Source organism: Mesorhizobium sp. M0159 (assembly GCF_040322295.1).
GTDB lineage: Bacteria > Pseudomonadota > Alphaproteobacteria > Rhizobiales > Rhizobiaceae > Mesorhizobium.
Window position 1 is genome coordinate 148997 of sequence record NZ_JAMYTF010000005.1, and the last position, 17741, is coordinate 166737.

Here is a 17741-nt window from a genome sequence, read left to right on the forward strand (position 1 = left end):
GTTACTTTCTAAGAATGTCTGTTGTTGTTCGGGACGAAACAAGCCGAACGTTTTCAGCTGCATAGCCGCCCTGCGGCAAGGCCTCAGCCTCGAGGAAGGACAGGGCTTTCGGGACAAAATCGGCGTAGTTCTGAAATACCCCGCCATGCCCGGCATCCGGATAGATAACCAGATGCGCCCCCGGGATACGCCCTGCGAGATCATAGGTATTGCTGCTCGGCACCATCCTGTCCTGGTCGCCATTCGCAACCAAAGTGGGAATGCGGATGGTGCTCAGGTCTTCAGGCGCCTGGAGTCCATAGGCCTTGATCGCCTTGAGTTGCGCGCCGAACGCGCTCAGCGATATCGCCTTGTCCCGGTTATTCCGGCGCTCCTTCAGCCGTTCCAGAAATGCGTTTGCGGCGCGGCGCCCATTCGTCGTTCTTGTGAAGAAGAGATAGTACTTCGGATCCCGAAAAGTCAGCGCGCCCTTGATCATGTCCACGATCGTCAGCGGCGTCACCTTGTCGATGCCTTGCCCACCGGCCGGCCCCGTGCCAGCCAGGATGAGTTTGCGCACAAGCTTGGGCTCGGTCAGCACAATCTCTTGCGCCACGAAGCCGCCGAGTGAAAAGCCGAAGAGATCGACTTCTTCGAACCCCAGCGCCCGGACAAAGGCGATTGCATCCCGCGCCATGCCGGAAATGGTCGACGGAGTTTTGCCACCCGAAGCGCCGATGCCGCGATTGTCGAAGGCAATTACCCGCCGGGTCGCAGCGAGGCCATCGACGATGCGCGGATCAAAATTGTCCAGCTGAGCAGCCAGATGGTTGAGCAGGATCACTGGCACGCCCGTCCTAGGCCCGAGTTCCCTGTACGCAAAAGCTATGCCGCCGACATCGACGGAGCGCGTTGGCGCGTCCTGGAACAACGCCGGTGAACGCGGCGACCGATTGGATCTATGTGTCATGCTTGGCGCCTCCGTTTCGTAGGGCCTGGCCAAATGTGTCGTAGTTGCTAGTCGCATGTGCGTGAAATCGTCTGGCTCGCCGTTGTTCAGACCGGCAGTCGGAACTGCTTGCGCAGGCTCTTGTCGAAAATCCCCGCGGGGGCAAAGCGGCGCAGCAGGCTGACCTGGCGCGCTGCCTTGCCAGCGGTATAGCGCCGCCGCGGACGGGCATCGGTCGCTGTCTTGACAACCACATCCGCCACCACTTCCGGCTGATCGGCCTTGGGCATCACATCGCCCAGCAGCGCCTTGAGCCCGGCTCGAGCCCGATCGTATTCCTTCAACAGCGAATCCGGCTCGATGCCGTTCTGGTCGAAGACGGTGCGGACGAATGCCGGCTCGATGACGGAAACGCGGACGTTGAAGGCGCGCACCTCGTGGTCGAGCGATTCCGAATAGCCTTCGAGCGCGTGCTTGACCGCCGAGTAATGAGCTGAGTATGGCGCGGGTACCAGTCCCAGAATCGAGCCGATATTGATGATGCGCCCGTCGCCGCGCCGCCGCATCGACGGCAACACCGCATTGGTCATCCGCATGACGCCGAACAGATTGACGTCGAATAGGGCTTGTACCTGTGCGACCGAGGATTCCTCGGCGCCTCCTAGCAGACCGACACCGGCATTGTTGACCAGGAGATCGATCCGGCCGGTCTGCGCGAGCACGTTGGCAACGAGCGCATTGACGGCCGCATCATCGGTCACGTCGCATGCCAGCATGGTCACTCCGCCCGGACCATTACTGGTCTTGCGGCGACTTGTCCCGAAGACAGTGAAACCCGCCCGCGCCAAGGCCTCGGCGCTGGCGCGGCCGATGCCCGAGGAGGCACCGGTCACGATTGCGGTCTTTTCAGAATTCCCATTCATTTTTGATGTTCCAGGTTCGAGAGGTCTAGCTTATTTCCATGAATTGAATTATGGTCGTAATATCAGATTATGAGCATAATGCAATAGCAGGACAGGAAAGAAAGACCATGCGCTACGAAAAGGGCCGAAAAGACGCGTCACGCAGCCGGATCATGGAGGTCGCCGCCGAACGTTTTCGATCTGACGGCATCGCGGGCTCCGGGCTGGCAACCATCATGAGCGACGCCGGGCTGACGAACGGCGCCTTCTATCCGCACTTCCAGTCGAAGGCGGAGCTCGTCCGTGAAAGCGTGGCGGCGGCCTTGGACGCGCAGTCGCATGAAGTGCAGGAAGCATTGGCCGCCGGCGGTCCGGAAATGGCCATAGAGACGTATCTATCGGCCGAGCACCGGGACAATCCTGGAAAGGGTTGCGCTTCGGCCGCGTTGTTGCCGGAAATCGCGCGGCAGCCGCCTGAAACGCGAGCCCTCTATGCCGAACGCGCTCAATCCCTGGTGCGCCAGATAGCTGAAGCTCTGCCGCAGACGAACGATCCCGAGGGCGCTGCGTTGGGCATGTTTGCAACGCTCATCGGCGCGCTCCAACTCGCGCGCGCCGTGGAAGGAACGGAATTATCGGATCGTATCCTAGCGGCGGGAGCAGCTGCCGCAAAGGCGCTGATCCGGCCGGTTCAAGACGAGGTGGCCTCCTGAGGGCAGCCCGGATTATTCGGCCGGCTCGAATCTGCCTTGCACCAAGACTGTCTCCACCGGCCCAAGCGGATTGATGATCCGGCTCTCCAGGACTTCGATAAGTTTGCGTCCAACACCCGCCATATCCACGGAATGAACTCCGATCTTTGCCGGCAGGAAGCGTGCCAGCCGCGTGCTGTCACGGGTGACGATGTGGACGTCGCGGCCAGGTGTAAGACCCCGCTTGCCGAGAGCGTGCAACGCTCCCAGAAGGCCCAGTTCGTTGGCGCACGCCAAGCCCGTTGGCGGATCTGATGACGCCAGCAAGCGATCGAACCAGCCTGCGCTCGATTCCATGGTGAACATGCCATGACCGATCAACGATTGGTCGATCGGAATACCAGCCTCGGCCATTGCCCTTCCATACCCGGAAAGACGCATGGCACTCGTCTGGTCCTCCGGAACGAGAAGTTGCAGCGCAATGCGTCGACAGCCCTTATCCATGAGCCGCCGGGTCGCCTCGTAGGCAATCTGTTCATTATCGACATCGACATAAGGATACGCGATATCCAGGTCGGTTCTTCCAAACGCGACGAACGGCATGCGTTTGTCCAGCAGCAGCTTGACGCGCGGATCAGCCGACACCAGACGCGTGATGATCAGGCCGTCTGCGTTGCGCGCCTGAAGCTGGCGCTGCACACTCTCAACGGGATCGTCGTCGGGAGTGGTGGAATAGATGGACAGACTATAACCGGCTTGCCGCGCCGCCAGCGTCATGCCTTCGATCAAAGGAAGCTTCAACAAATCGGACAGATGGTCTCGTGTTTCCATCGGGAGTACTGCCGTCAGCGTCTGCGTTCGACCGGTTTTGAGCGCGCGACCATGATGATTTGGTAAATAGCCGACCCGCTTAGCCGCCTCCTTGACGCGGGCTATGGTCGAGGGCTGCACCTCCGGCCCATCCTTCAGAGCGCGGGACACCGTGGTCACCGAGAGGGAAAGTTCCGCGGCGATCTGCTTTAGATTGGCCATTGTTCGCCCGACTTCATTTGCGAAAGCGCCGGCTGATTTGCTGACCGCCATAACGTTACCGAATTCGACATCCCGGTCAATCGAAACTCCCGTAGGAAGCAGCTTGACTCCAGCGCATTGAGATGCAATCGTAACGTTACGATTACAAAATAATGGCTCTTTTGAGCGATGTTTGATAAAGTTGGGGAGGAGAACCTATGTCTTGGCTACGCATTTCCTTAACAGCATTCGCAATCTCGGCTGCCCTGCCCGTTCATGCGCAAACAGTCACCATCACGACCGCAGGTGGGGATTATGGTAACGCCATGAAGGAAGCCATGTGGGGCCCTGCTGCAAAAGAGCTTGGCTATGATGTCCGCGAGGAGACCCTAAGCGACGGCCTGGCCGCCTTGAAGATGCAGGTCACCTCGGGTGCGGTCACGACCGACGTCATTCACCTGGGCTCACCGGAAGGTGCCCAGGCGGCCGCACAATCGCTGCTGGAGCCGCTCGACTACAAGATCATCGATCCGAAATCCGTGCCGGTAGGTGCAAAGTCCGACTACTGCTATCCGTTTGACTCCTATGGCACCGTCATGTCGTGGAACACCAAGACCTATGGCGAGAACCCGCCGAAGACGTGGGCGGAATTCTGGGATGTTGCCAAATTTTCTGGCCGTCGCGCGTTGCGCGCCAATGCGCAAGACTCGATCGAGATCGCGCTTCTCTCCGATGGCGTGGCACCGGCGGACGTCTATTCCGTGCTCAGCACGCCGGAAGGGCTAGAGCGCGCCATCAAGCGGCTTGAAGCGATCAAACCAAACGTCGCCGTGTGGTGGACCTCGGGGGCTCAGTCCGCGCAGTTGCTGAAAGATGGTGAGGCGGATTTGGTCATTACCTGGAACGGACGGGCCCAAACCGTGAAAGCCGATGGCGGCGCGGCTGACTACACGTTCAAGGGTTCGGTCATCGGCACGGACTGCCTTGGGGTGCCGAAGGGAGCGCCGAACAAGGAGGCCGCCATGAAACTCATCGCAGCGATGACGCAGCCCGCGCGGGTTGCCAAGCTGACCGATTTCATTGCCTACGGCCCCGTCAATCCTGCGGCATATGAGGGTGGCCTTATTCCCGAGGACCGTCTGAAGACCCTTGCGACCGCGCCTGAAAATGCTGGCACTTCGGTGTTTTCCAATTCAGAATGGTGGGTCAAGAATGGCGAGGCTGCCCAAAGAGCCTTCGATGAAATGATGGCCCGCTGACTCTCAGCTCTAACGCATGTCGCGCAAAAATGTGCAGCGCGCGACAACGACATGCATGAAAACAAGAACCTAAAGCGCGTCGCGTGAAGCCAGTCGAACGCGACGCGCTTCAAGGCTGGAGCACATGATGAAGTCGCTCGCGATCACCATCGAAAGCGTGCACAAGGCTTATGGGTCCTACGTTGCACTGGATGATGTTTCGCTCGACATCCAGGCTGGCGAATTCCTCACGCTGCTAGGGCCATCGGGATCGGGCAAGACCACGTTACTCATGGCTCTGGCCGGTTTTGTCCGGCCGGATTCCGGTAAACTTTTCTTGGGCGATCGAGACATCACCCGCCTGCCGCCCAACAAACGAGACATCGGCATAGTATTCCAGAATTACGCCTTGTTTCCCCACATGAATGTCATGGCGAACGTCGCGTATCCGCTGGTGCTGCGCAAGGTACCGAGAGCGGAGGCGCGTCAGCGGGCGCTTGATACCTTGGCCCGCGTGAAGCTGGATGGTCTGGCGGAGCGCAATATTGCCGCACTATCCGGCGGCCAACGTCAACGGGTGGCATTGGCGCGGGCTATCGTCTTCGAACCGCGCGTGATGTTGATGGACGAGCCGCTGTCGGCGCTCGACAAGAACCTGCGCGAGAGCATGCAGTATGAGATCCGGCGTCTGCATGATCATCTACGGATCACCACAATCTATGTAACCCACGACCAGCGCGAAGCGCTGATTATGTCTGACCGGATTGCGGTGATGAATTCTGGCCGCATCCAGCAGATAGATACGCCGCAGCGGATTTATGATCGTCCATCGACCCGCTTCGTCGCGGAGTTCATGGGCGAGGCCAACATTGTGGCCCCGGGCTCAGCGCGCAGAATCGACGGCGCCGAAGCATCACGCGAAACTCTGATGATCCGCGCCGAAAGCTTCCATCTTGATGCGAAGCTCGTCGGGGGAGACGGAGTGGCTCTCGAAGGAATACTGCGCGCCAAAGCGTTCCGCGGCGAGAACTGGCTTTTGACGCTGGCGCTTGACGGCGGGCAAGAGGTTCTTGTCTGCATTCCGGCAGCGCTGGCCGGCGGCTGCGCCGAGCTTGCCGCCGGTCAGCGGATGACCGCATATGCACCAGCAGCGAAGGTTCACGCGATACCGGGAGCGATGGCGTGACCGTCGTCCGGGACCCGGCGCTCGCGGCGGATGCACGGCGCGAGCGGCGGTTTTTTCTTTCACTTTCGCTCCCGGCGCTGTTCATCGTTGGACTGGCGGCGATACTGCCCATTCTTTGGATCATCCGGCAATCCTTCCTGACCACCGGGGGTGAGTACACCGTCGGCAACTACGAGAAGGTCCTTTCGAGCGGACTGACGTGGTCGGCGCTCGTCACGACCCTCGAACTATCCTTGGGTACGCTGGCGGCCTGCATTGTTCTCGGCACCCCGCTGGCGCTGGCGCTGGCCAGTGTCAGACCAAGGCTGGCCAACGTGCTCATGGCGTTCGTCATGCTGCCGCTGTGGACCTCTATTCTGGTGCGTACCTATGGTTGGCTCGTGCTCTTGCGGCGCGACGGCCTGATCAACGCGGCTTTGACCGGTTCAGGCCTGACGGCGGAGCCATTGCCGCTGGTCTACAACTTCACGGGAACGCTCATCGGCATGGTGCACTACATGCTGCCACTTTTTCTGCTGCCTGTTTATGCTGCGATGCGCGATATCGACCCAAATCTCATTCGCGCGGCTGCGAGCATGGGAGCCACTCTCAGGCAGGTCATCCGCACAGTCATTATGCCGCTTTCGGCGGGCGGCATCTTCTCGGGTTCGATCATCGTCCTCATCTACGCCATAGGTTTTTTCATCACGCCGGCGGTGCTTGGCGGCGGCAAGGTAAATCCGCTCTCTACCCGGATCGAGCGTACACTATCGACCTTTCAGGACTGGGGATCGGCAAGCGTCCTGGGCATTCTGCTCCTCGTACTTATGGCGCTGATCGGTGTGATGTTGCTGGCGGCACGCCGTCTGGTGGCCCAGAACACCGTGGAAGCCTCCCATGCTTGAAGCCTATCCGCAAAACAGGCTCGCCCGCATTTTGCTCTGGAGCTTTGCCGCTCTTATCATGGCATTTCTGATGCTGCCGACGCTCGTGGTGGTGCCGCTTTCCTTTTCGGCGTCGAATCTCCTCGAGTTTCCGCCGCACGCCTACTCGTTGCGCTGGTACGAGAACTTCTTCGGCTCGGCAACGTGGATGGCCGCGCTCAGAACGAGTTTGATCCTTGGGACGTTGACGGCGTTGATCGCGGTGCCTTTCGCGCTGCTCGCCTGCATTTCAATGAATCGGCTGGGCGGAAAGACCGCTGCGGCCATCCAGAGCGTCCTGCTGACCCCCTCGATCACCCCAGGTATCCTGCTTGCGATCGGTCTCTTCTTTGTGTTGGCCGCACAACATCTGATCGGAACGCTATTCGGTGTGCTGGTCGGACATGTGGTGCTGGCCGTTCCGGTCGCCTGCATTGTGTTGCTACCCGCTCTCGCCCGCTTTGACTGGAACCAGGTTCAGGCGGCGCGCAGCCTCGGTGCAAACTGGGCCAGGTCCATTGGCGGAATCATCGTTCCGCAACTTCGGATCAGCTTGCTGTCGGCGACATTAATGGCGTTCCTGACTTCGCTCGACGAGTCCGTGATTTCGATCTTCATCGCAAGTGGTCGCAATAGCACGATGCCGAAGGTTATGTTCCTGTCGCTGCGCGATCAGATCGATCCGACCATTGCGGCGATCTCGACATTGTGGACCGTCATCGTCGTGGCCGTGGTCCTGATTGTGACCCTTCGCCAAAAATCCTGACCGAGACTGGAAACATGCCCACCAATTACCATGCAGCCGACGATCTGACGGATCATTCGACGGACATCCCTCAGGTAGGGTTGGCCATCATCACCGGGTCGGCAAACTGGGGGCTTGCCTTCCCGGAAGATGTCGAATTCGATGGTGTGCGCACCTTACGGCGCGACATGAGTTTTGAAACACCTTTCGGTCGCACCGACAACTGGAAGCTGCTCGAGTTCGATGCGTCGATCACAGCGGAAGGGAGAGCAAAACGCGCGCTGTGCATGTATTCGCACGGCAATCCCCGCGACCGTATCGACCATTCCTGCCATCGCCGCGCGTTCTGGGTATTGATGCGGGCGGGTGTACGGCAAGTTCTCGCCTGCTCGACTGTAGGCGCCGTCAACAAGGCGATCCAGCCGGGCGACATGGTGGTGACCGCCGATATCATTGAACTGACGCAGACCCCGTTTTCACTGCTTCCTGACCGCCAGAGCTTCGACTGTTCGGGCAAGCAAATCGTGTGTCCAAGATGTGCGGCGGTTCTGGTCGAAACGGCCCGCCGTCATTGGCCAGCCGAATGCCGCGTTTATGGCATCGAACAGCAGTTGGTGGCTGCCCATTGTTATGGGCCCCGGCTGACAACGCCTGCCGAAGCCTTGGCATATCGGGGCATGGGGGCGGATGTACTCAACCATTCCATCGCCCCTGAGGCGACCTTGTCGCGCGAGATCGGCGCGTGTTTCGTGCCTTGCGCGTTCGTGACGGCGGGCTTCAACGACTATATGGATCGCAATCGCCAGAAATTGCTGCAGGAGGACGTGCTGCCCAGTCTCTCCATGACAGCCTCGCGGGTCGCGCTGGAGACCGCCGCGCGACTTCCCGCTGATCCGGAATGCTCCTGTCACGGCTTGAAGTCGCCTCAGCCGAAAGAACGCTCCAGCCGGTTCTGAGACGACCTTGGTGCGCCGGATAGCTGAAGCTCTGCCACCGACCAAGAATCCCGAGGGCGCTGCATTGGGCGTGTTTGCGACGTTCGAAACGCTGAGGGCCGCGTTTGAGGATTAGGGTCAAAACTCAATCAGACTGGCTGCCGCCAATGGCCCAGATGGGCGGAACTTGCCGTTTGAATTAGTCGGCGGGAATGAGCACAGAGCGCCATTTGCTGACAATCATGGCGCTTCACCATTGCGGTCGTTCTCGCTACGACCTGATGCGGACCCGAAGCGGATGGTCGTTTGATCCGGTTAAACTCAACGCGCCACCCTACCACGTGCGCCATCTCGAGACGTTCGCGAAAACCTCCACGTCGGTCGCGACTCGACCATGGAGCGGAAGTACAGGCGAAGTACTGTTTCGTTCGAGATGGCCTGGTTCAATCTCCAGCATCCTCCTCCTGCCATACTGGCCGGAGCGAGTGCCGGCCGCGAGCGAGTGGCCTTTGAGCGTAGCTCAGAGCGTCTTGCTCATCATCAGGATCGGAACCGGAGCGCCGCCATGGTCATCGACGAATTTCTCGGCGGGTTGGTAGCCGCAGGCTCGATAGAGCGGCTCTCCTGCCATCGTGGCTGCCAGATCGGCACGGCGGAAGCCCTCAGCCTTAGCGGCACGTTCACACAGCGAAAGGATAAGGCGGCCGACGCCTCGCCGGACAAAGTCCGGATGCGTATACATGGCTCTGATACGCGCCGCGTCCGTGGCTGGATCAAGCAGTGCCGCGTTGCGTCCCGGTGACTGATCACCACCATACATGGTCGGGCGCCGGCTCCAGCCACCGCACCCTGCCAGGACGCCGTCGTGCTCCACGACGAAATAGGTGCCATCATCGACAAGCTGCGTGTCCAGCCCCATGATTGCGCGGCTGGATCGGATCTGGTCATCGTCGAGAAACGGTTTCTGGAGTTCGGAGATCGCTGCATCCATGAGCGCAATCATGGAAGCGAGGTCCTCGCGTCGCGCTATCCGGTGCCGAAAGTCTTCACTGGCCATGTTCAAGCACACCGTGAGGCGAAACAAACGCACGATATGGCGAATTTCGTTCCGTCAGAAGACCAAATGTTCGCTGCTGCGGCAGCCCTTGGGACGCCTGTCGACAGCAGGCCGAAGGTATAGCCAATGACAGTCATTCTGGCAGCCCCGCCATGCGATAGCCCTCCACGATATGCCGTCGCACGTCTTCGGCTGGGAATGGCTGCGAATCCGACCAGTGCCGGATGGTGAAGTGCGGATTGCTTATCATGAACATTTTCGCCTCCCAGCGCGCTTCCTCCAAACGGCCAAGTTGCGCAAGGCTTGCTGCAAGCAGGCGTCGTGAAGTCGTGCGATAGGTTTCGGGCCTGCTCAGCGTTTGGATCGCGGATTCGTAGTCGCCCATGGCATATTGGGCCTGGCCCAACATCCAGTAATACCAACCGGGCGGGTGAGGGTTGAGTCGCAGTGCCCTGCGGACCTGCTCTATGGCTTCGGCAGGTCGCCCCTTTTCCGTCGTCAACTCGGCCTGCATTGCCCAAGCGTCGGCGTGGTTGGGGTCCAGCTCGTGGGCAGCATCGAATTCGGCATCCGATTCCACCCAGCGACTCTCATGTCCCAGTATGACGCCCAATACCCATCTGTTCCCGGCGTCGTTCGGGTCGAGTTCGACCGCCAGCTGTGCTTCGGCGAGCGCTCTTGCGCGGTTGGGGTCCATCGGTTCGTCCCAGAACTCCCAGCCCAGCCAGAGGTTGAGTGCCAGCCAACGGTGCGCCTCCGCGTATTCCGGGTCGAGCGCGATTGCCCGGTCTAGCAGCAAAATGGCCTCTTTCGCGGTGAGCGCCGTTTGCAGGCCAAGGGCCCGGGCACGCACACAGAGATCATAGGCCTCCAGGTTGCTCGGTCTGTTGCGCGCCGGCGCGGTGGTCAGGCGGCCAACCAGAGCCTCGACAATCTTGCCGGTCACCTCGTCCTGAACGGCGAAGATATCTTCTAGACTCCGGTCGAATCTTTCGGCCCAAAGGTGGTCACCCGCGATCGCGTCGATCAGTTGGGCGTTGATACGCACCCGTCCAGCGGCCCGCCGTGCACTACCTTCAAGAAGATGGCGAACTCCCAGTTCTCGCGCGATGCGACGCACATCCACGTGCCTGCCTTTGTATGCAAATGCCGAGTTGCTGGCGATGACGAACAACTCGCTTGTCCTCGACAGATCCGTGATCAAGTCTTCGGTGAGGCCATCGACAAATGCCTCCTGCTCCGGATCATTGCTCATGTTCATAAAGGGGAGGACGGCAATGGAGGGCTTGGCGGGGAGCTGCAGAGGCGCTTTCTCCGCGAGCCCGCCATCGTCCGATGCGGTCGACAGCCGGATCCGGTAGACAGACACTGGTTCGGTGACGTTCTTGATCGCTTGCGGACCAAGTTCGTCGAAGCCGCAATCGAGCTTCCGCTTGACTTGGTCGTAGACGCTGCCGGACACACAGACATCTCCTGCCCCGGCCATTGCCTGGAGCCGCACTGCGACAATGACGCCGTCGCCGAACAGATCGCCGTCCTCGACAACGACATCGCCCAGATTGATGCCGATATGCAGGTAGATTCTCCGGTCGGCGGTCACACCCTCGTTTGCGGCCGCCATCCGCTTCTGAAGGTCCACGGCGCATGACACGGCGTTCACCGCGCTTCCGAACTCGACCAGAACGCCATCACCCATCACTTTCACAATACGGCCATGACGGTCGCGGACGAGTGGTTCGAGGATTTCCTTCCTCCTCCTCCTTAAAGCGGCCAACGTTCCTTGCTCGTCCAGGTCCAGAAGTCGACTGTAGCCCACCACGTCGGCAGCCAATATGGCGGCAAGGCGGCGTTGGGCGCGTTCTTCGGCCATTTCGCGTTGCTTTCATTGAAAGCAGAAAAGCGAATTTTATGCCGCCCATTTCAAAAGTCTATCAGGCTGACTTCGAGGCTCGATCGTCAAGCAGCTACATAGGGTGATCGCGCCTGTCGATTGTCCCCATTGGGGCCACGACTTGCCCTTGGGGATCGTCTTGGAGAAGGTCAGCAAGGGATCAGTGCCGATTGCCGCGAATGTCGGCTATCGGGCAGTGAAATGGGCTGACGAAGGGCAGCTCAGGGTCAGATCGCGTCATGCGACGCTCGCAACTGATCGACTGCAAGGGTCGGAACTCGGTCGTCTTAGAGTGATTTGGGTTTTGGCGGCTAGAGCGACCCGGCATGAGGTGGTCCGGACTGTGAACGAGGGTGTCGGCAGAGCGCGTCTCATAGGGGGCCACAAGCCAGTGCCCCGCCGCCGACAAACACCGGCGGGCGGGTGCATCGGGGACACGATGGTAGATTGCCAATGCGTTCGCGGGTGTGGCCTTAAGTCGCAAACTATTGGCTTCAGAAGCAGGGCGTCGGGCTTCATTGACGGTGCTACCAACACCATATGGTCCGTAGCCCTCCCAAACGAGAGAAGCTCGCCCCGACGGGTCGCACTGCGGCCGTCAGCCGGCAATTGCTGTGAACTAGGAAACCATCATGCCTGAAAATATCAGACTAACTTCGAGAGACGTCCCTCTCATTCAGCTAGGCCTCTATCAGTGCCGCTTCCCGGTGAGCGAAGACCCGTCAGTACCCGGCGGCTATCGTTTTTGTGCTGGGCCAACTTCGCCGGATCGCGTCTACTGCGATCACCACCACCACATTGTGACCGCCGTGGACCCTCGTCGAGCCCGTTCGGGTCTCCACCTCGCTCAACGACGCGCCGCGTAAGTCTGGCTGGCGGCGGCCTCCCGGCCAGGCGCTATGCGCTCCAATGGCTACGACCTTTCCGTCGGCTCGGTCTGGCCCATCCTCCCTTATGCCGTCTTCGCCGATGTCTCCCCCTTCGCCCGATTGAGAACGACGACTTCTCGCCGAAGCGATCGCTTCGGAATGCCGTCGTAGCCCGACCCGAAGCTCAGTGAGCTTTTGTAGAGGTCGAGGGTCCAATCCAACGGTCTGGACTCCACCGGAGTGCCTGCACTCGAGAGCGATTGGCTCTCCGGCAGCCGATAAGGATCCAAATTTAAGCGCCACTTGCCGCCATTCATCGTTTGGCCAGTGAACTGTCGCTTTCGATGCACAGCGGTCGTTCCTGGCAACGCGCGCCGTTCGCGCGCTGGCGAGCAGCGGCCCTCGCCTTTCTTTGCACAGGGGTGTTCTATGGCTGCCCGAGAGGCTTCGCCTCCCCCGCCTCGCATTCCGACAATCGCACAGGTTTGGCGAGTTTCGCCAGCGCCTCGGGCTTGGCGCAAGCCGGAAAGCCGGCGAGCGGCATTGTTTCAATAAACCGGCTGCGCTCTTTAGTGCTCAAGCCCACTTCATTAATCATGCTCTCGACGGTCAGGTCCGGGTACTGCTTGAGAGTTTCCCTAACCGAAGCATTCGCCTCATCCATTCGACCCAGAGCCGCAAGGGAGCTGCTAAGCACCACCCACTTCCACTTGTCGTAGTTGTTAGGCGTCATGCGCTCCAGCATCTTCAACGCGTCCTCATATCGGCCGGCCATAAAATAGGCAGGGGCGAAGAAGTTGGACGTCCACATCGGGTAGTTCGGGTCGAGCCGCATTACTTGGTCGACCATCTGAGCGCCGCGTTCGGGTTCATTGAAGCGTGCCGCAAAGCCGGTATAGAATGTCAGGATTTCGGACGAACCGGGAGCTAGACGAAGGGCCGTGTCCAGCTCAGCCTTGGCGCGGGCGTTGTCGCCCTTCTGGCTGAGGCTCATACCAAACACGGCGTGTGCCTCAGCGTCACTTGGATCGAGCCGCACCGCGCGTTCGGCCACATCGGCAGCCGCCTTGATCTCGCTCTCGGGATTGATACCGAAGCCAGCCAATATACCATGAGCATGATAAAGTTCTACCCAGGCCCGGGCCAGCCCGGGGTCCAGCTCAACGGCGCGGTTGAGAAGCGCGATGGCCTCCTCCTCATCCGCTATGGTGATCTTTTCAATCTTCTCGGTCCCGAGCAGATAATAATCACAAGCATTCAGGTTTTCAGGTCGTTTACGTTTGGCCGCGGCCCGCCCGGCCGCCTGAATCAACCCTACGCCGCCGCCCAGACGGTTGGTGACTTGCTCTGCGATCTCGGTCTGGACGGCGAAAACGTCCTCAGCAGGCCGGTCCCAACGATCCGACCAAAGATGGTTGCCGGTTTGTGCATCGATCAACTGCGCGGTGACCCGCACCCGCCCATTTTGCCGCTGGATAGAGCCTTCTAGTACGAAGCCGACATGGAGCGCACTTGCTACCTGGCGGGCATCCACCGGCTTGCCTTTGTAAACTTCCGTCGAATTCCGGGCCACGACCTCAAGTTCGGGAAACCGCGCGAGGTCGGTTATGATATCCTCAGTCAAGCCATCGGCCAAACGCCCGGTGGCCTCGTCGCCGCCATAATTATTGAAGGGCAGCACCGCGACCGATGGCTTGGCCCCCAGCGGCGCGGGCTGAAAGAACCACCAGGTCCCTCCACCCGCCAGAGCCAGCACGACGATGGCCGCTGCAGTCGTCCTGGTCCAGCGCGGCATCGCCTTGCGTAAGGTCCAACGCACCCGCTTGCCATCGAGCCTCAGTCGGTACATCCGCACGGGGCGGCTGATGTTCTTGACCTGCTGCTCGCCGGCGAAATCGAGGGGCAAATCAAGCTTGCCCTGCAGATGGTCAAAGGCCGTGCCCGATACGATCACGCCGCCCGGCTCAGCGAGTTGCTGCAACCGCGCGGCGACATTGACGCCGTCGCCATAGACATCGCCGTCAACCAGCGCAACGTCGCCCAGATTGACCCCGATGCGGAACACGATGCGCTCAGGCTCTGGCAGACCTTCATTGCGCGCGGCCGCCGCGCTTTGGATTTCCGCTGCGCAGGCGACTGCGTCGACCACGCTTTCGAAGGCGACAAGCGCGCCATCGCCCATCAACTTGACGACGCGGCCATGGTGCTGGGAGATGGCGGGGTCGAACACCTCGGAACGAACGGTTTTCAATCGCTCAATGGTTCCGGCCTCATCGGCCTCCATCGCCTTCGAGTAGCCAACCATATCGGCCGCCAGGATCGCCAGCAGCTTCCGATTGAGAGGGGGAACCGCCATATGCGCCTCTTTATGGCACAACCCTACACCCATGGAAGCGTCGGAGCCAGAACGCGCCGTTGGCCGCGCGGTGAATGACCGCTCGTCAGCCGTTCCTGACTTTCGACCGGGTGCGGATGAACGTCTTCAACGGGTCAACTTGCGTCGTCAGGGCTCTCGGCGTCAAAGGTCCGAGAGGGTTCGAAGTCGGTCGTTCAGAGTGATTGCGTTTTGACTCCAGAGCGCCGCGCGTCATTGGACGCGCAAAGGACGCTATAACACTTTGAATTTTGCATGATCCTTTCCGAACCGGAGGTCAGCGCAGCAAAACCATGCCGGTTTCCGGGGGTCATGCCCTAAGGCAGCCTGAACCGGTATTCCGTCACGTGATGATAGATCTGGCCCGGCCACAGCGTGGCTTGCGGGAAATACGGCCGGTTCGGCGCATCCGGCCAGATTTGCGGCTCCAGGCAGAAGCCCGAAAAGGCCTTGTACTGGCGTCCGCCCAGTCCAGGCGAGGACGGTGCCAGATACTGGCCGGTATAGAGCTGGACACCTGGCTCGGTGGTCCAGAGCTCCATCTCGACGCCGGAATTCGCGCCTTGCGCCCACGACGCCTGCTTCAGCGGCCCGCGCGTCGAGGCGAGGCAGAAATTCTGGTCGTAAGGGAGCTGCTCGCCCTCGGTCTCCATGCGCAGCGGCCGCGCCTGGCGAAAATCGAAGGGCGTGCCGTCGACCGGCTTTACCGTGCCTGTCGGAATGAGATCCGCGTCGACCGGCAGATAGGCGCCGGCATTCAGCATCAGCCGGTGATCGAGAATGTCGCCGGCGCCGCCGTCATCCAGGTTGAAATAGGAATGCTGGGTGAGGTTGCAGAGCGTCGGCTCCTCGCAGGTGGCGGTCAGTTCGACGCTGAGCGTGCCCGGGATCTTGAGCCGGTAGGTGCAGGTCACGTCGAGCGCCCCGGGAAAGCCCATCGTGCCGTCGGGGTCGTGCAATGTCAGCGTGACAAAATCCCTGCCATGCAGCGAAACCGCCCAGGCCCGGCGCGAAAAACCTTGCGAACCGCCATGCAGCGTGTGCTTTTCGAGGAAATTGCGCTCGGTCTGGTAGCGTTTCCCAGCAAGCGTGAAGCGGCCGTCGCGGATACGGTTGGCATAGCGCCCGACGACGGTGCCGAAGAAGGCGGTGTCCGTCTCATAGTGCTCGAAACGATCATAGCCGAGCACCAGCGGCGCGTCGTGCCCGGCCAGACGCAGATCCTGGATGATCGCACCCAGCCCGATGATGTTGGCGGTCAGGCCGCCGCCCCGGATGGTGAAGCGGCGGACGGCCTCGCCCGCCTGCGTCGTGCCGAAAACCTCGCCGTCCTTCATCGCCATGCTCGCAAGTTCGTTGCTCGATGCCAGCCTGGCCTTTCGAAGCGGCCCAGGATCGTTTTCGGTATTACCGCATCGGGCTTCTAGAGACCAAGTCCGCCGATGCAGACATATTTGGTGTCGAGATAATCCTCGATGCCCTGATGGCCGCCTTCCTTGCCGAGGCCCGATTCCTTGACTCCGCCGAACGGCGCTTCAGGGGTGGTGATGAGCCCTTCATTGACGCCGACCATGCCGTATTTCAGCCCTTCCATGACCCGGAAGGCGCGGCCGAGATCGCCGGTGTAGAAATAGCAGGCCAGGCCGAACTCGGTGTCGTTGGCGAGTGCTACGGCCTCTTCCTCGGTCTCGAACTTGAATACCGGCGCCACCGGGCCGAAGATTTCTTCCTTCATGAAGCGCATCTTCGGCGTCGCATTGGCGATCACCGTCGGCTGGAAGAACGAGCCGCCGAGCGCGTGGCGCTTGCCGCCGGCGACGACCTTGCCGCCCTTGGCGGTAGCGTCGGCAATCAGCTCCTCGACCTTCTCCACCGCCTTTTCGTCGATCAGCGGCCCCTGCTGGACGCCGTCTTCGAGGCCGGAACCGACCTTCAGTCCGTTGCTCGCAGCAGCCAATTTTTCGACGAACCGGTCGTAGATGCCGGCCTGCACCAGGAAGCGGTTGGTGCAGACGCAGGTCTGGCCGGAATTGCGGTACTTGGCGGTGATGGCGCCGGCGACGGCCCGCTCGATGTCGGCGTCGTCGAAGACGATGAACGGCGCATTGCCACCGAGCTCCATCGACACTTTCTTGACGGTCACCGACGACTTCTGGATCAGGATCTTGCCGACCTCGGTCGAGCCGGTGAAGGTGATCTTCTTGACCAGCGGGTTGGCACAGATCTCGTCGCCGATCTCACCGGCAGCGCCGGTCAGGATATTGATTACGCCTTTGGGGAAGCCGACTTCCTCGGCAAGCGCGCCCCAGGCAAGGCCGGAATAAGGCGTCTGCGACGCCGGCTTGACCACGGCGGTACAGCCGGCGGCAAGCGCCGGGCCAAGCTTGCGGGCCAGCATCGAGGATGGGAAATTCCACGGCGTGATGGCGGCGACGACGCCGACCGGTTCCTTGGTCACCAGGATACGGCGGTCAGCCCAGGGCGACGGCACGACGTCGCCATAGGTGCGGCGACCTTCCTCGGCGAACCACAATATGTAGGACGCGGCCGAGCCGATCTCGCCCTTCGATTCGAACAGCGACTTGCCCTGCTCGATGGTTAGTAGTTCGGCCAGCACGTCCTGATTGTCCATCATCGCGTCGTGCAGCTTGCGCAACAGCTTCGAGCGTTCGAGCGCGGTGGTCTTGCGCCATGTCTTGAAGGCAGCGTCGGCGGCCTCGATGGCGCGGCGGGTCTCGGCCTTGCCCGACTTCGGCACGGTGCCGATCTTGAGGCCGGTGGCAGGATTGTTGACGTCGACCGTCTGGCCTGAATCGGCCTGCACCCATTCGCCATTGATGAGATTGGCCTGCCGCATGAAATGGCTGGTTTTCTGAAGCATGATCTCGCCTCCGTTCGGCACCTGGCGGGCCGGTCGCTGATTTCGTGAATGGACGTGCGCGATAGCATCGCTAGAGCCACTGCTCTTAGCCCAGGGCAAGCCCCGCAAGCAATCACAAGATGGCATATAG

Annotated in this window: 14 protein-coding genes; 6 read left to right on the plus strand and 8 right to left on the minus strand. The window is 60.7% G+C overall.

Annotated features, from left to right (window positions below):
* Position 1: 1 nt before the first annotated feature.
* Positions 2-949: an alpha/beta fold hydrolase gene (locus NKJ32_RS07425; protein WP_352568908.1), complete on the minus strand. Its 948-nt coding sequence runs from the start codon at positions 947-949 to the stop codon at positions 2-4.
* Positions 950-1035: 86 nt separating this feature from the next.
* Entirely contained in the window at positions 1036-1851 is an 816-nt protein-coding gene (locus NKJ32_RS07430; RefSeq protein ID WP_352827208.1) for an oxidoreductase, read from the minus strand.
* A 107-nt stretch (positions 1852-1958) separates the two neighbouring features.
* On the opposite strand from NKJ32_RS07430, the gene NKJ32_RS07435 reads away from it, so the two are divergent.
* The gene (locus NKJ32_RS07435) at positions 1959-2543 is read left to right on the plus strand and encodes a TetR/AcrR family transcriptional regulator (RefSeq protein ID WP_352827211.1); all 585 of its coding nucleotides are present in this window, start codon (positions 1959-1961) and stop codon (positions 2541-2543) included.
* A 12-nt stretch (positions 2544-2555) separates the two neighbouring features.
* Here the strand turns inward: NKJ32_RS07435 and NKJ32_RS07440 are convergent, their stop codons facing one another.
* A complete protein-coding gene (locus NKJ32_RS07440) occupies positions 2556-3605 on the minus strand; it encodes a LacI family DNA-binding transcriptional regulator (RefSeq protein WP_352568911.1) in 1050 nt (349 codons plus the stop codon).
* Positions 3606-3751: 146 nt separating this feature from the next.
* Here NKJ32_RS07440 and NKJ32_RS07445 point away from each other — a divergent pair, with 146 nt between their 5' ends.
* From NKJ32_RS07445 to NKJ32_RS07465, 5 genes are all read left to right on the plus strand, one after another.
* Positions 3752-4792, plus strand: a complete 1041-nt coding sequence (locus NKJ32_RS07445) for an ABC transporter substrate-binding protein (RefSeq protein ID WP_352568912.1) — start codon at positions 3752-3754, stop codon at positions 4790-4792.
* 127 nt (positions 4793-4919) lie between these two features.
* Positions 4920-5957: an ABC transporter ATP-binding protein gene (locus NKJ32_RS07450; protein WP_352568997.1), complete on the plus strand. Its 1038-nt coding sequence runs from the start codon at positions 4920-4922 to the stop codon at positions 5955-5957.
* The gene (locus NKJ32_RS07455; RefSeq protein WP_352827215.1) at positions 5954-6841 is read left to right on the plus strand and encodes an ABC transporter permease; all 888 of its coding nucleotides are present in this window, start codon (positions 5954-5956) and stop codon (positions 6839-6841) included. The genes NKJ32_RS07450 and NKJ32_RS07455 overlap by 4 nt, the downstream gene beginning before the upstream one ends.
* On the plus strand, positions 6834-7625 hold the full coding sequence (locus NKJ32_RS07460; RefSeq protein ID WP_352827218.1) for an ABC transporter permease: 792 nt from the start codon (positions 6834-6836) through the stop codon (positions 7623-7625). The genes NKJ32_RS07455 and NKJ32_RS07460 overlap by 8 nt, the downstream gene beginning before the upstream one ends.
* Before the next feature lie 14 nt (positions 7626-7639).
* The gene (locus NKJ32_RS07465) at positions 7640-8560 is read left to right on the plus strand and encodes a phosphorylase family protein (protein ID WP_023676454.1); all 921 of its coding nucleotides are present in this window, start codon (positions 7640-7642) and stop codon (positions 8558-8560) included.
* A 499-nt stretch (positions 8561-9059) separates the two neighbouring features.
* On the opposite strand, the gene NKJ32_RS07470 is transcribed toward NKJ32_RS07465, so the two are convergent.
* The 5 genes from NKJ32_RS07470 to NKJ32_RS07495 form a co-directional block, all read right to left on the minus strand.
* Positions 9060-9542: a GNAT family N-acetyltransferase gene (locus NKJ32_RS07470; RefSeq protein WP_352697837.1), complete on the minus strand. Its 483-nt coding sequence runs from the start codon at positions 9540-9542 to the stop codon at positions 9060-9062.
* A gap of 187 nt (positions 9543-9729) precedes the next feature.
* Complete coding sequence (locus NKJ32_RS07475; protein WP_352697839.1) at positions 9730-11466, minus strand: adenylate/guanylate cyclase domain-containing protein; 1737 nt, start codon at positions 11464-11466, stop codon at positions 9730-9732.
* 1317 nt (positions 11467-12783) lie between these two features.
* Entirely contained in the window at positions 12784-14712 is a 1929-nt protein-coding gene (locus NKJ32_RS07485) for an adenylate/guanylate cyclase domain-containing protein (protein ID WP_352827222.1), read from the minus strand.
* A gap of 335 nt (positions 14713-15047) precedes the next feature.
* Positions 15048-16073, minus strand: a complete 1026-nt coding sequence (locus NKJ32_RS07490) for an aldose epimerase family protein (protein ID WP_254818213.1) — start codon at positions 16071-16073, stop codon at positions 15048-15050.
* 80 nt (positions 16074-16153) lie between these two features.
* A complete protein-coding gene (locus NKJ32_RS07495; RefSeq protein WP_352454576.1) occupies positions 16154-17611 on the minus strand; it encodes an NAD-dependent succinate-semialdehyde dehydrogenase in 1458 nt (485 codons plus the stop codon).
* Positions 17612-17741 lie beyond the last annotated feature (130 nt).

Excerpts from the sequence above, each read along its gene's own strand:
- NKJ32_RS07425 (WP_352568908.1), bottom strand. The coding sequence starts at position 949 with ATGACACATAGATCCAATCGGTCGCCGCGTTCACCGGCGTTGTTCCAG.
- NKJ32_RS07430 (WP_352827208.1), bottom strand. The coding sequence starts at position 1,851 with ATGAATGGGAATTCTGAAAAGACCGCAATCGTGACCGGTGCCTCCTCG.
- NKJ32_RS07435 (WP_352827211.1), top strand. The coding sequence starts at position 1,959 with ATGCGCTACGAAAAGGGCCGAAAAGACGCGTCACGCAGCCGGATCATG.
- NKJ32_RS07440 (WP_352568911.1), bottom strand. The coding sequence starts at position 3,605 with ATGGCGGTCAGCAAATCAGCCGGCGCTTTCGCAAATGAAGTCGGGCGA.
- NKJ32_RS07445 (WP_352568912.1), top strand. The coding sequence starts at position 3,752 with ATGTCTTGGCTACGCATTTCCTTAACAGCATTCGCAATCTCGGCTGCC.
- NKJ32_RS07450 (WP_352568997.1), top strand. The coding sequence starts at position 4,920 with ATGAAGTCGCTCGCGATCACCATCGAAAGCGTGCACAAGGCTTATGGG.
- NKJ32_RS07460 (WP_352827218.1), top strand. The coding sequence starts at position 6,834 with ATGCTTGAAGCCTATCCGCAAAACAGGCTCGCCCGCATTTTGCTCTGG.
- NKJ32_RS07465 (WP_023676454.1), top strand. The coding sequence starts at position 7,640 with ATGCCCACCAATTACCATGCAGCCGACGATCTGACGGATCATTCGACG.
- NKJ32_RS07470 (WP_352697837.1), bottom strand. The coding sequence starts at position 9,542 with ATGATTGCGCTCATGGATGCAGCGATCTCCGAACTCCAGAAACCGTTT.
- NKJ32_RS07475 (WP_352697839.1), bottom strand. The coding sequence starts at position 11,466 with ATGGCCGAAGAACGCGCCCAACGCCGCCTTGCCGCCATATTGGCTGCC.
- NKJ32_RS07485 (WP_352827222.1), bottom strand. The coding sequence starts at position 14,712 with ATGGCGGTTCCCCCTCTCAATCGGAAGCTGCTGGCGATCCTGGCGGCC.
- NKJ32_RS07490 (WP_254818213.1), bottom strand. The coding sequence starts at position 16,073 with ATGGCGATGAAGGACGGCGAGGTTTTCGGCACGACGCAGGCGGGCGAG.
- NKJ32_RS07495 (WP_352454576.1), bottom strand. The coding sequence starts at position 17,611 with ATGCTTCAGAAAACCAGCCATTTCATGCGGCAGGCCAATCTCATCAAT.